12 protein-coding genes and 1 pseudogene are annotated in these 12,577 nt (G+C 71.6%); 6 read left to right on the top strand and 7 right to left on the bottom strand.

All coding sequences use genetic code 11. From position 1 onward, the window contains the following. Window positions 1-197 precede the first annotated feature (197 nt). The 4 genes from hutI to hutU form a co-directional block, all read right to left on the bottom strand. Window positions 198-1,370, bottom strand: a complete 1,173-nt coding sequence (hutI, locus tag ACF1B9_RS21845; protein ID WP_391743013.1) for an imidazolonepropionase — start codon at window positions 1,368-1,370, stop codon at window positions 198-200. A 242-nt stretch (window positions 1,371-1,612) separates the two neighbouring features. After that, window positions 1,613-2,998: a formimidoylglutamate deiminase gene (locus tag ACF1B9_RS21840; RefSeq protein WP_391743014.1), complete on the bottom strand. Its 1,386-nt coding sequence runs from the start codon at window positions 2,996-2,998 to the stop codon at window positions 1,613-1,615. Beyond that, window positions 2,989-4,197: an allantoate amidohydrolase gene (locus tag ACF1B9_RS21835; protein ID WP_391743171.1), complete on the bottom strand. Its 1,209-nt coding sequence runs from the start codon at window positions 4,195-4,197 to the stop codon at window positions 2,989-2,991. Before ACF1B9_RS21835 ends, ACF1B9_RS21840 begins: the two co-directional genes overlap by 10 nt. 89 nt (window positions 4,198-4,286) lie before the next feature. Beyond that, window positions 4,287-5,948 (bottom strand): urocanate hydratase, encoded by a 1,662-nt coding sequence (gene hutU, locus ACF1B9_RS21830; RefSeq protein ID WP_365692655.1) that lies wholly within the window; start codon window positions 5,946-5,948, stop codon window positions 4,287-4,289. 282 nt (window positions 5,949-6,230) lie between these two features. Here hutU and ACF1B9_RS21825 point away from each other — a divergent pair, with 282 nt between their 5' ends. The 4 genes from ACF1B9_RS21825 (at window position 6,231) to ACF1B9_RS21810 (ending at window position 8,376) form a co-directional block, all read left to right on the top strand. Next, window positions 6,231-6,653, top strand: a complete 423-nt coding sequence (locus ACF1B9_RS21825) for a hypothetical protein (protein ID WP_391743015.1) — start codon at window positions 6,231-6,233, stop codon at window positions 6,651-6,653. A 38-nt stretch (window positions 6,654-6,691) separates the two neighbouring features. Continuing rightward, the gene (locus tag ACF1B9_RS21820; RefSeq protein ID WP_391743172.1) at window positions 6,692-7,429 is read left to right on the top strand and encodes a transcriptional regulator; all 738 of its coding nucleotides are present in this window, start codon (window positions 6,692-6,694) and stop codon (window positions 7,427-7,429) included. Window positions 7,430-7,467: 38 nt separating this feature from the next. Further along, window positions 7,468-7,932, top strand: a complete 465-nt coding sequence (locus ACF1B9_RS21815; RefSeq protein ID WP_391743017.1) for a roadblock/LC7 domain-containing protein — start codon at window positions 7,468-7,470, stop codon at window positions 7,930-7,932. A gap of 69 nt (window positions 7,933-8,001) precedes the next feature. Beyond that, on the top strand, window positions 8,002-8,376 hold the full coding sequence (locus ACF1B9_RS21810) for a hypothetical protein (protein WP_391743018.1): 375 nt from the start codon (window positions 8,002-8,004) through the stop codon (window positions 8,374-8,376). 10 nt (window positions 8,377-8,386) lie between these two features. Here ACF1B9_RS21810 and ACF1B9_RS21805 read toward each other — a convergent pair whose 3' ends face one another. Together ACF1B9_RS21805 and ACF1B9_RS21800 are read right to left on the bottom strand one after the other, a co-directional pair. Further along, complete coding sequence (locus ACF1B9_RS21805) at window positions 8,387-8,953, bottom strand: hypothetical protein (RefSeq protein ID WP_391795932.1); 567 nt, start codon at window positions 8,951-8,953, stop codon at window positions 8,387-8,389. A 140-nt stretch (window positions 8,954-9,093) separates the two neighbouring features. Further along, complete coding sequence (locus ACF1B9_RS21800) at window positions 9,094-9,945, bottom strand: MurR/RpiR family transcriptional regulator (protein WP_391743021.1); 852 nt, start codon at window positions 9,943-9,945, stop codon at window positions 9,094-9,096. Between the two features lie 403 nt (window positions 9,946-10,348). Between ACF1B9_RS21800 and ACF1B9_RS21795 the strand changes: the two genes are divergently transcribed. Continuing rightward, window positions 10,349-11,794, top strand: a complete 1,446-nt coding sequence (locus tag ACF1B9_RS21795; protein ID WP_391743022.1) for a purine-cytosine permease family protein — start codon at window positions 10,349-10,351, stop codon at window positions 11,792-11,794. 78 nt (window positions 11,795-11,872) lie between these two features. Continuing rightward, complete coding sequence (locus tag ACF1B9_RS21790; RefSeq protein ID WP_391743023.1) at window positions 11,873-12,292, top strand: hypothetical protein; 420 nt, start codon at window positions 11,873-11,875, stop codon at window positions 12,290-12,292. Here ACF1B9_RS21790 and ACF1B9_RS21785 read toward each other — a convergent pair. Further along, a pseudogene (locus tag ACF1B9_RS21785) lies at window positions 12,291-12,447 on the bottom strand (short-chain dehydrogenase); the annotation flags it as partial. The gene ACF1B9_RS21790 and the pseudogene ACF1B9_RS21785 overlap by 2 nt on opposite strands. Between the last annotated feature and the right edge of the window lie 130 nt (window positions 12,448-12,577).

Here is a 12,577-nt window from a genome sequence, read left to right as displayed (position 1 = left end):
GCTCGCGTGCCCGCGGAACACCCGCGCGCGGCATACCGCGAGCCCCCTTGCGGAAGGACCTGCACCGGCAACGGGCGGGTCCTTCCGCATGTGTGACGCCGTGTCACGGGTGCCGGATCCACGGGCTCCCGGCCGCACGGACTCCCGGCCGCGGCGGCGCCGGTCCTCGGCGGGCTCCCGGCCGCGGCGGCAAGGACTCAGACGACGCGTTCGCCGTGCTGCCAGACCGCGTGGACCAGGGGGACGCCCGGCCGGTAGGCGAGGTGGACATGGCTGGGTGCGTCGAGCAGGACCAGATCTGCGCGGGCGCCGGGGGCGATGCGGCCGATGTCCGTACGGCGCAGGGCCGCGGCGCCGCCGGCGGTGGCGGACCAGAGGGCCTCGTCCGGGGTCATGCCCATGTCGCGTACGGCGAGAGCGATGCAGAAGGGCATGGAGGACGTGAACGACGAGCCCGGGTTGCAGTCGGTGGAGAGTGCGACGGTGGCGCCCGCGTCGAGGATGCGGCGGGCGTCCGGCCAGGTGGCGCGGGTGGAGAACTCGGCGCCGGGGAGCAGGGTGGCCACGGTGTTGCCGTGGGCCAGTGCGTCGATGTCCGCGTCGGTGAGATGGGTGCAGTGATCGGCGGACGCGGCGTCGAGCTCGACGGCGAGCTGGACGCCGGGGCCGTGGCCGAGCTGGTTGGCGTGGACGCGGGGGTGCAGGCCCTTGGCGCGGCCGGCGGTGAGGACGGCGCGGGCCTGGTCCCCGTCGAACGCGCCCTTCTCGCAGAAGACGTCGACCCAACGGGCGTACGGGGCACAGGCGTCGAGCATCGCTCCGGTGACCAGGTCGACGTAGCCGGCCGGGTCGTCGGCGTAGTCCGGGGAGACGATGTGGGCGCCGAGGTAGGTGACCTCTTCGGTGTGCCGGGCGGCGATGCGCAGGGCGCGTGCCTCGTCCTCGACGGTGAGGCCGTAGCCCGACTTGGTCTCGATGGTGGTGGTGCCCTGGCGCAGCGCCTCGGCGAGGTAGCGGGCGACGTTGGCGGAGAGTTCTTCGTCGGTGGCGGCGCGGGTGGCGGCGACCGTGGTCCTGATGCCGCCCGCGCTGTAGGCGCGGCCGGACATCCGGGCGTTGAACTCCTCGGTGCGGTCGCCGGCGAACAGGAGGTGGGAGTGGGAGTCCACGAAGCCGGGGATCGCCGCCCGGCCGCCCGCGTCGACGGCGTTGTCAGTGGCGGGTGCTTTGCTCGACTCACCGGTCCAGACGACCCGGTCGTCCTCGATGACGACGGCGGCGTCCCGGATCAGACCCAGGGGGGAATCCGCGCGGAGGGAGGGGTCGTTGGTGACCAGACTGGCGATGTGGGTGATGGCGGTCGTCGTCATGGGGAGACTGCTCTCCTTGGGTATCGGCTTGCGGGGCGGCCCGTGGCGGGGCCTGTGGGGAGCGGGTCGGGGCGCCGCCCCTCGGCGCGGTCCCGGGGTCGGGTCCCCTGGAGCCGGGGGCTCGGGGGCGGCGACCGACGGGCCGGGAGCCTCGGAATCGAGGGCCTGGGAATCGGGGGCTTCGGAGTCGGTGATCCGCGGGTCGGGGGGCTCGGGGATCACCGGTCTCCGGGCCGGCTCGCTCAGCGGTGGAGTGCGGCGATCGCCGAAGCGAGCGCCGCGGGGACGTCCTCGACCAGCGTGTGCCGCCCGTCGCGGACGATGTGCCGGCCCGCCACGACCGTGTGCCGCACATCGGCTGCGGAGGCGGCGAATACGACTGTCTCGGCGGCCAGCCTCGGCACCGGCCCCGCTGTTCTGACCGAGTCCAGGGCGACGGTCGTCAGATCGGCGGGGGCCCCCGGTTCGAGGATGCCCGCCTCGGGCCGGCCGAGCGCGGCATGCCCGTCGACGGTCGCGGCGCGCAGCAGGGCGGCCGCCGTCCAGTGACCGCGCGCCCGGGTGCGCAGGCGTTCGTCGAGCTCCATCGCCCGAGCTTCCTCGAAGAGGTCGATCACGGCGTGGCTGTCGCTGCCGAGCGAGAGCGGCGAGCCGGCGCGCTGGAGGGCCGCGGCGGGACCGATCCCGTCGGCGAGGTCGCGTTCCGTGGTGGGGCACATGCAGGTGCCCGTGGCCGAGGAGCCGAGGAGTGTGATGTCCTCGCCGGTCAGGTGGGTGTTGTGGATGCCGGTGGTGCGCGGGCCGAGGACACCGTGGTCGGCGAGGAGCCGGGTGGGGGTGCAGCCGTGGGCGACGAGGCAGGCGTCGTTCTCCGCGGTCTGTTCGGAGAGGTGGACATGGAGCGGGGCCTGCCGCTCCTCGGCCCACGCGGCCACGGTGGCGAGCTGCGTGGCCGGGACGGCGCGCACGGAGTGGACGGCCGCACCGATCAGGGCGTGGTCGTCGCCCTTGAGAAGGGAAGCGCGTTCCGCCCAGGCGTCGGCGGTGATGTCGGAGAAGCGCAGCTGGTGGTGATCGGGCTGCTGGTACTGGGTGGGGCGCCGGCCGAATCCGGCGGAGAGGTAGGCGGTGTCCAGCAGCGTGATCCGGATACCGGCCTCACCCGCGGCCGCGATCAGCGCCTCGCCCATGGCGTTCGGGTTGTTGTACGGGGTGCCGCCCGGCGCGTGGTGCAGATAGTGGAATTCGCCGACCGCGGTGATACCGGCCAGGGCCATCTCGGCGTACACGGCACGGGCGAGGTCGTAGTAGGAGTCGGGGGTGAGCCGGGCGGCGATCTGGTACATGGTCTCGCGCCAGGTCCAGAAGGTGCCGGAGCCGACCTGGACGGTGGAACGCAGCGCACGGTGGAAGGCGTGCGAGTGGGTGTTGGCGAGCCCGGGGAGGGTGAGTCCGCGCAGCACGGTGGCGCCCGGTGGCGGGGCAAAGACGCCGGTGCGGACGCCGGCGACGATCCCGCCGGACACGTCCAGGGCGACGTCCGGCTCGACATGCGTGCCGAGCCAGGCGTGGGACAACCAGTACGTCACGGTGACGGGCCTGCTCGTCGGCTCCGTTGTCAGCTGCACGCGAGACCTTCCAGTACGTCGGCGAGTGCGATCACCCCGGCCACGCAGTCGTCCTCGGCGGCGTGCTCGGCCGGCGAGTGCGAGATCCCGGTGGGGTTCCGTACGAACAGCATGGCGGTCGGGACCGAAGCGGACAAAATACCCGCGTCGTGTCCGGCTCCGGTACCGAGGACGGGTACGGCCCGGTCCGCATCGCCCCGGCCCCTGAGGATCTTGCCGAGTTCGTCGCGCAGGGCGTGCTCGAACTCCACGACGGGCGTGAAGGACTCCTGTACGACGTCGAGGTCGATCCCGGCCCGCTCGGCGTGTTCCCGGGCGGCCCGCTCGATGCCGCCGACCACGGCGTCGAGGCGGTCCTGATCGGCGGCGCGGGAGTCGAGCCAGCCACGGACGAGGGAGGGGATGGCGTTGACACCGTTCGGCTCGACGGCGACCTTGCCGAAGGTGGCGAGGGCTCCGGCGAGCTCCGCCTCGCGGCGGGCCGCCAGCACCGTCTCGGCGTACGTGAGCATCGGGTCGCGGCGGTCCGTCAGCCGGGTGGTGCCCGCGTGGTTGGCCTCGCCCCGGAAGTCGAACCTCCAGCGCCCGTGCGGCCAGATCGCGGAGGCGATGCCGACCGGGTCGCCGGTGAGGTCGAGGGCGCGCCCCTGCTCGACGTGGAGCTCGACGAACGCGCCGATGCGGGCGAGCCGTTCGGGGTCGGGGCCGATGGCGTCGGCGTCGTATCCGGCCGCCTCCATGGCCTGTGGCAGCGTGATGCCGTCGCCGTCGCGCAGCCGGTGGGCCGCCTCGACGGTCAGTTGCCCCGCGGCGAGCCGGGAACCCACACAGGCCAGCCCGAAGCGGGCCCCCTCCTCGTCACCGAAGTTGCTGATGGCCAGCGGCCGGGTGAACTCCGCTCCTCTGCGGCGGAGTTCGTCGAGCGCGGCGAACGAGGAGACCACACCGAGCGGCCCGTCGAAGGCGCCGCCGTCCGGTACGGAGTCGAGGTGCGATCCGGTGACGACGGCGTCCCCGGCCAGGGGGTCACCGAGCCAGGCCCACTGATTGCCGTTCCGGTCGACCTCGTGGGTGAGTCCGCGTGCCTCGGCCTGGGCGCGGAACCAGGCGCGACAGTCGGCGTCGGCCCCGGTCCAGGCGTAGCGGCGGTAGCCGCCGCTGTCCCGATGCCGGCCGATGGGCGCCAGCTCCCGCCACATGGCCTGGAACGACGCTCCGGCCCCGGACGGTCGGGTTCCGGCCTGGGACGGGGGGACGCCGCCGCGGCTTTTGCCCCCGGACGGCTCGCTCATCGTTCGTCCTCCGTCATCGGTACGCGCACACCCTTGTCCGCGGCGACCGACTCCGCGATGTCGTACCCGGCGTCCACGTGCCGGATGACGCCCATGCCCGGGTCGTTGGTGAGCACGCGGCGGATCTTCTCGCCCGCCAGCTTCGTACCATCGGCGACGGTCACCTGCCCGGCGTGGATGGAACGCCCCATGCCGACGCCGCCGCCGTGGTGGATGGAGACCCAGGAGGCCCCCGACGCCACATTGACCATGGCGTTCAGCAGCGGCCAGTCGGCGATCGCGTCGGACCCGTCGAGCATGGCCTCGGTCTCCCGGTACGGGGAGGCCACGGAGCCGCAGTCCAGGTGGTCGCGCCCGATGGCCAGCGGAGCGGCCAGTTCACCGCTCGCCACCATGTCGTTGAACCGCTCACCGGCCCGGTCGCGCTCGCCGTAACCGAGCCAGCAGATCCGGGCGGGCAGTCCCTGGAAGTGGACGCGTTCACCGGCCATCTTGATCCAGCGGTGCAGCGACTCGTTCTCCGGAAAGAGTTCGAGCATCGCCTTGTCGGTCTTGTGGATGTCCGACGCCTCGCCGGACAGGGCGGCCCAGCGGAACGGTCCCTTGCCCTCGCAGAAGAGCGGCCTGATGTAGGCGGGCACGAATCCGGGGAAGTCGAACGCCCGGTCGTACCCCGCGAGCCGGGCCTCGCCACGGATCGAGTTTCCGTAGTCGAAGACCTCGGCCCCGGCGTCCATGAAGCCGACCATCGCCTCGACGTGCTTGGCCATCGACTCCCGTGCGCGCTGTGTGAAGTCGGCGGGCTTCTCGGCGGCGTACGAGGCCATGTCGTCGAAGTCGACACCGAGCGGGAGGTACGAGAGCGGGTCGTGCGCGCTGGTCTGGTCGGTGACGATGTCGATCGGTGCGCCCTCGGCGAGCATCCGCGGCAGCAGCTCCGCCGCGTTGCCCAGCAGGCCGATGGAGAGCGGCTTGCGGGCATCCCGGGCCTCGGTGGCCAGCTGGAGCGCGTGCTCCAGGGAGTCGGCGCGCACATCCAGATAGCGGTGCTCGATCCGGCGCTCGATGGCGCGCGGGTCGCAGTCGATGCAGATAGCGACGCCGTCGTTCATGGTCACGGCGAGCGGCTGGGCACCGCCCATGCCGCCGAGTCCGGCGGTGAGGGTGATCGTACCGGCCAGCGTCCCGTCGAACTTCTTCGCGGCGACGGCGGCGAACGTCTCGTACGTGCCCTGCAGGATGCCCTGCGTACCGATGTAGATCCATGATCCGGCGGTCATCTGGCCGTACATGGTGAGTCCGAGCGCCTCCAGGCGGCGGAACTCCTCCCAGTTCGCCCAGTCGCCCACCAGGTTGGAGTTGGCGATCAGGACCCGCGGCGCCCACTCGTGGGTCTGCATGACGCCGACCGGACGCCCGGACTGGACGAGCATCGTCTCGTCCTGCTTGAGCGTCCGCAGGGTGCGCACCATCGCGTCGAACGAGCGCCAGTCGCGGGCCGCCTTGCCGGTGCCGCCGTAGACGACGAGCTTGTCGGGGTGCTCGGCGACCTCGGGGTCGAGGTTGTTCTGCAGCATGCGCAGAGCGGCCTCCTGCTGCCATCCCAGGGTGCTCAGTTCCGTACCGCGCGGTGCCCGTACGGGGCGGGGTCCTGACATGGCGGTGCCTCCTCGCGTCTGTAAATCTTCTATTCACATCTTGATGAACTGAATACTCATAGTCAACAGCCTCGCGCCGACACCGTGGAGCGACGACACCCGCACGCTGTGTGCTGGGGCGTTCCGGCACGCCTCCCGCGCCCCCTGCGAAGATCCGCCGCGCGCGCATCCGAAGATCCCTTGCGCATGTACCTATGGAAAATGCCAGAACTCCCGCCCGGAGCGGGCACGTTGCGTAGCCTCTGGGTCACAGCCGTACGCCACGTCGGGAGGGGAGTGCGCGTGCCCGGAATCGACGAGTGCCTGCTCGAAGTCATGAGGCTGCCCGGTGCCCGCGGCGCCGCGGTGGTCGACTGGACGAGCGGCCTCGCCCTCGGCACCATCGGCGAATCGCCCAACGGCGACCACGAGGCCACCGCTGCGGAGACCGCCGAGGTCGCGCGGATGGCGGCCGAGCAGCCCGCCTTCGCCCACGAGGCGACCGGGCCGTCGACCGCGTTGCCGGAAGAGGCGGCCGGCGGATCGCCACCCCCTGTCGAGGACGTCATCGTCACCACCCGCACCGGGTACCACATCCTCCGTTTCGTCGAGACCGCCTTCGACAGCAGCGTCTTCGTCCATCTCTGGCTCGATCGCGCGGAGGGCAATCTGGCTCTCGCCCGGATACGGCTGGGCGAGATGGCCGAGCGGCTGGTCCTGGCGTGAGGACGGCCATCCCCGCCGGGGGCACGTCCCTCTCCCCCATGCTGCGGCGCCTCGCCGCCGAGCGCGCCACCGGCGCCCTGATCCGGGACCGCGGCACCCTCTACCTCGCCGAGGGCCAGGTGGTGCACGCCGAGAGCCCGGCGACCCCCGGCATCGACGTCCTGCTCACCACGGGCGGCGCCCTGCATCGCGACGGCTGGTGGGAGGCGGTCGCGAGAGCGGGCGCCGGACAACGGGTCGGCCGCCACCTGGTGGACAGCGGGAGGGTGCCGGCCGGGGCGCTGGAGCTGTGTCATCTGGGCGCGCTGTACGACGCCGCGTTCTTCGCGCTGGCACCCACCCGGACACCGGCACGCTTCCGCCACGGGGTCTCGCACTGGATCGGCACCGTCCGCCCCGTCCCCGTCGACGCCGTGCAGCGCGAGACCTTCCGGCGCCGCGAGCTGCTGGAGCGGATCTGGCCCGACGCGATGACCGACAGCGCACCGCTGGTACGGACGGACCGTTCCGTCGACGCACCCGTTCCGCCGGGCCGTCGCCGCGTGCTCGATCTCGTGGACGGGGCGCGTACCGCGTCGGACATCGCCCAGCAACTGGGCAGGCCGGCGTTCCACGTCCTGGTCGGTCTGCGGCGCCTGGCCGCGTCCGGACTGGTCGAGGCGGTACGGGAACCGACGGCCGCGACCGGCTCCGGCCGGATCCCGCTTCCCGACGTCACGGCCGACCCCGACATCGCCCTGCTGCGCCGGCTCCGAGACGCATTGGAGGCCCTGTGATACGCGCGCTCAGACAGCGTGCCGGAAGGAGACAGCTGATGGTGCCCGAATCCGAACTGCGGGACGTCCTGGCCGAGCTCCAGCGGTTACGGGCCCGGGTTCCTCTCCTCTCCGGCGCCCTGGCGGCCGGCGTCGACGGCCTCGTCCTGGCCCACGACACCCCGGGCGTGGAGGCGGAGGGCGTCGCCGCACTGACCGCCGCCGCTCTCGGGGTCGCGATCCGGATGGCGGAGGCGACCGGCCGGGGCGGCTTCCGGGAACTTCTCGTACGCGGCGAGACCGGCTACATCGCGACCTACGCCGCGGGCTCCTCGGCCGTCCTCACACTGCTGGCGGAGGACCGGATCAACGTCGGCAGGCTCCATCTGGAGGGCCGCCGGGCGGGCGCCCGGATCGGCGAACTGATCGACCCCGCGATGCGGCGCACCGAACACCCGGTGCCCCCGGTCCACGCCCCCGAGCAGCACGACCCGCGTCCCGGGCCGCTGCCCCACCGCACCTGAGACCCCATGCCCCGGAGACAACCCACGGATCCGGTCGACCCGGCCGGCCAGGAAAGGAAACCACTGCACATGGCGAACACCGAAGCGTCACTCAAGGAAGCGATGTCGTCCATCGAGGGCACCGTGGCTGTCGCCCTCGTCGACTACACCAGCGGAATGGCGCTGGGCACCCTCGGCGGCGGCAAGGACTTCAACCTGGAGGTCGCGGCGGCGGGCAACACCGATGTCGTACGCTCCAAGCTCCGCACCATGGAACACCTCGGACTCAAGGACGAGATCGAGGACATCCTGATCACGCTCGGCACCCAGTACCACCTGATCAGGCTGCTCAAGGCCCGTGGCAGCAACGGTCTTTTCCTGTACCTGGTGCTGGACTCGCAACGTGCCAACCTGGCGATGGCCCGCCATCAGCTGAAGCGGATCGAGGCCGACCTGGAGGTCTGACCCGACGGCCTCAACGGTGACGCCGCGCCCCGCCGGGCGCGGCGTCACCCGCCATCGGACCGGTCGTCCGATACCCCTTCACCTGCTTGCCCGCGGGCCGCCCGCGCTCCACCCAGTCGGTCCGCACCCAGTACAGGACGTCGTCCCGGCGCTCGCGCTGCCCGATCCTGACGGCCTTGAGCCACAGTCCGGCCCCCGCCCCCGCGAGAACCAGGCCGCCGGCCCCGGGCAGCAGAAAGGCGCTCGCCACCGCCGTCAGGAAGGCCCCGAGCAGCCACCACCGGTGCCCGCGCCGCCAGTTGCGTACGGTCACGGCCCGGTCCTGGAGGAAGTCGGATCGTCCGGCGCGGGTGGCACCCTTGGCCAGTTCCGCGTACCGGCGGTCGCGCACGAGCGCCACCACGGCCGCGGTGATCAGGAACAGCGCGGCTCCGGCCAGCAGCCCGATCCGGCGTCCGGTGAGCCCCGGCACCAGTGCGCCGATCGCCGCGGCGAGCAGCCCCGGCCACCACAGCAGCGCGGAACCGGCCCGTACGATCACGGCCACTCTCGCCAACGACTGTGCTCCGCGCCCCACGCCCGTACCCCTCTCCGCAGCTCCTTCTGGTCCTTCCGGGGCCGGAGATTAGTAGCCGTAGATGAGCGGTGTCTGAGAATCGTCGAGGTTGTCGGGGTCGCCCTCAGCACCTGATCCCGATCGGGCCGTCGCCACCGCCGTCACTCGACGAACAGCCCTCGCGCCGCGGCCCTCGCGTCGAACTCCTCCAGCCGCGCCTGCGCGTCGGGCAGGTCGTCGCACATCGCCTCCAGCAGCACCCGCCCCAGCAGCATCGGCGCACACGCGGTGTCGAAGGCGAGCCCGGTACCGACTGCGGCCGGGATCAGCAGGTCGCTGTGCGCGGCCACCGGAGCGAAGGCCGAATCAGCGACCGCCACCACGGTCAGGCCCTGTTCCCGGGCGTACGCGAGAGCGTCCACGACCTCCTTCGGGTGCCGGGGCAGCGCGAAACAGATCAGCGCCGAGGCGCCCGCCCGCCGGGCGGCGTCGATCCGGTCGTGCAGCATGCTGCCGCCCTCGTCGAGCACCCGCACGTCGGGATGCACCTTGGCCGCGAAGTACCCGAACCCGCGTGCCTGCGAGGAGGCGGCCCGCAGTCCGAGCACCGGCAGCGGACGCGACGCCGCCAGCAGTCTGCCCGCACGCTCGACCGGACCGGGGTCGGCGAGCAGCTCGGCCAGATGCCGCAGATTCTCGATCTCGCCGAGGACGGCCTGCTGGTACTCGTTGTACGCGTCTTCTTCGCCGCCGCCCCCCGGTACGGACTCGGCGGGGGCGACCTCCCGCAGGTGTTTGCGGAGCGCCGGATAGCCGTCGAACCCGAGTGCCACGGCGAACCGGGTGACGGACGGCTGGCTGACCCCGGCGAGTTCGGCGAGCTCCACGCTCGACAGAAACGGCGCGTCCCCGGCCCTGCGCACCATCGAGTGCGCGATGCGCCGTTGCGTCGGTGTCAGCCGGCGCCCCTCGAAGAGCTGCTGCAGTCGTGCGGCAGGGCTGCTCTCACTCATACCGTCCCCCTCCAAAATCCCGTGTACTGGTCGAGCAGCTCCCCGGCCGCGACGTCTCCATCATCGGTGAGCGGCCGGTCCCGGCCCACGAGGCCGACGGAGCCGGAAGCCCGGAAAGGGCCTGCGATCCCGGACACGGGGTCCCCGAAGTCCCCGGAGTCCGTCACATGAGACGACATCATGCGCAAACCCCCCTTTCAGGGCTCTTCATCTCGCCCTTCGGGCCTCTACAACCAGAGTTTTACCCCAAAGCATTGACAATCTATTCAAGAAAGAAGAACTCTGCATGACTATATGCAGCCGGGGCAGCGGACGCCCCTGATCGGTTCGGCGCGGTGGACGAGCGCTTCCGAACGGCACCACGGCAGTTCACGACCGCAGCCTCAAGAAGGGAGCCCGACCCATGGCAGGTCTACTCGAACAGCGCTCCATCGATGTCGTGCCGGACGACGAACGTCACGGCACCGCGTTCAGCCAGTTCACACTCTGGCTCGGCGCCAATCTCCAGATCACCGCCGTCGTCACCGGCGCGCTCGCGGTCGTCTTCGGCGGCGGCGCGTTCTGGTCCGTCATCGGCCTGGCGCTGGGCAATCTGCTCGGCGGGGCCGTGATGGCCCTGCACTCCGCGCAGGGCCCGCGCCTGGGGCTGCCGCAGATGATCCAGTCCCGCGCGCAGTTCGGGGTCAAGGGCGCGGTGATCCCGCTGGCCCTGGTGATCGTGATGTACGTCGGCTTCTTCGCCAGCGGCAGCGTGCTGGCCGGTCAGGCCGTCGGGGAGCTCACCCACCTCGGCGACACACCCGGCATCATCATCTTCGCGCTGGTCACCGCCCTGATGGCAGCGATCGGCTACCGCGTCATCCACATGCTCGGCCGGGTCGCCGGGATGATCTGCGCGGTCGCCTTCGTCTACCTCGGCGTCCGGCTGCTCGACCGCATCGATCTCGGAGCCGTCCTCGCCGACCGCGCCTTCGATCTGCCGATGTTCCTGCTCGCGGTCTCGCTCGCCGCCTCCTGGCAGTTGGCGTTCGGCCCGTACGTCGCCGACTACTCCCGCTATCTGCCGCGTACGACCAGCGCCCGCGCCACCTTCTGGTGGACGCTCTCCGGCTCGGCGCTCGGCTCCCAGTGGTCCATGGTCTTCGGCGTGCTCGTCGCGGCCACCGCCGGGGACGCCTTCCTGGCGGGCCAGGTCAGCTATGTCGTCGCCCTGGGCGGAACCGGTCTGATCGCCTCGTTCCTGTACTTCGTGATCGCGCTCGGCAAGCTGACCATCAATGTCCTCAACACCTACGGCGGCTTCATGTCGCTGGTGACCAGCATCAGCGGCTTCCGCGGTCAAAGGACCCTCTCCCCGCGCGGCCGGGCCCTCTACATCACGGGCATCATGCTCGTCGGCACCGTCGTGGCCCTGCTCGGCAAGGACAGCTTCCTCGCCTCCTTCAAGGACTTCCTCCTCTTCCTGCTGACCTTCTTCACCCCGTGGTCGGCGATCAATCTGGTCGACTACTACCTGATCTCACGGGAGCGGTACGACATCCCCGCCCTCGCCGATCCGCACGGACGGTACGGCGCATGGCGCCGGGACGCGCTGGTGGTGTACGGGATCGGGCTCCTCGCCCAGCTGCCGTTCCTGGCGACGGACTTCTACACCGGCCCGCTGGTCGCTCCGCTGGGCGGCGCCGACATCTCGTGGGTGGTCGGCCTGGTCGTACCCGCGCTGCTGTACTGGCTGCTCGCCCGCCGCGACACCACGCACATTCCCGAGCACACGATCCTCCCCGCCCAGGCGACTTCGGGCCAGGACAGCGGGGCCGGGACCACCGGTACGGCGGCCGCCCGTACATAGCCGGAAGAGACACGCAGCCGGAAAAGAGGGGGGTTAGCCCCACTGCTCCGGGCCCTCCCGATTCGTACCGTGAGGGACATGGATACCCGTGACCCTGAGCTCAAGAGCGAGCTCGATGCCACCTTGCACGCCCGTAGTGAGCTGGGTTCGGATTACGAGTCCGCGCTCGTCGAGTCCTTCCTGGAGAAGGTCGAGCAGCGCCTCGACACCACGCTCGACCGCCGCGTACGGCGTCATCTCGCCGAGCAGCAGGTGAGCGTCGCCAGGGGGGCGCGCCCTCCGCAGCCCATGGGGAACTTCGGCGAGCGCTACGGCTTCGGGATCATCTCGCTGATCCTGGCCATCCCACTGTCGGCGATCGGCGCCGCGGCCGCCCATACGGCGGGCCTGGTCGTCGTCTGGCTCGGGATCGTCGCTGTCAACGCCGTGCACGCGGCCCGGAACTGGCCCTGGTTCCAGCGCCGTCCCCGGCATACGGACTCCGACTGGGAGGACTGAGGGCCGCGGTGCGGCCCTCGGCCGCCGTCACCAGATCGGCCGTGAAGGCCCGGATGATGCGCAACGCGCCCGCCACATCGGTGTCGAGCATCCGCTGCCACTCGTCCGGCCGGCCCGCGTACCGGGTTCGGCCGCATCACCCCGGCCGCGTATACCGCGCGTCGCGCGCGGGCGTACGGATGTGTCGCGGGGACCGCCGCACCCCCGGTTTCCCGGGGGGCGGGACGACGGCGGTCCCCGCGAAGGGACACGGTCCGGGGTCAGCGCCGGTCACCGCGTCCGGGC

Source organism: Streptomyces sp. NPDC014727 (assembly GCF_043083485.1).
GTDB lineage: Bacteria > Actinomycetota > Actinomycetes > Streptomycetales > Streptomycetaceae > Streptomyces.
This window is presented reverse-complemented; position numbering and strand designations above follow the sequence as displayed.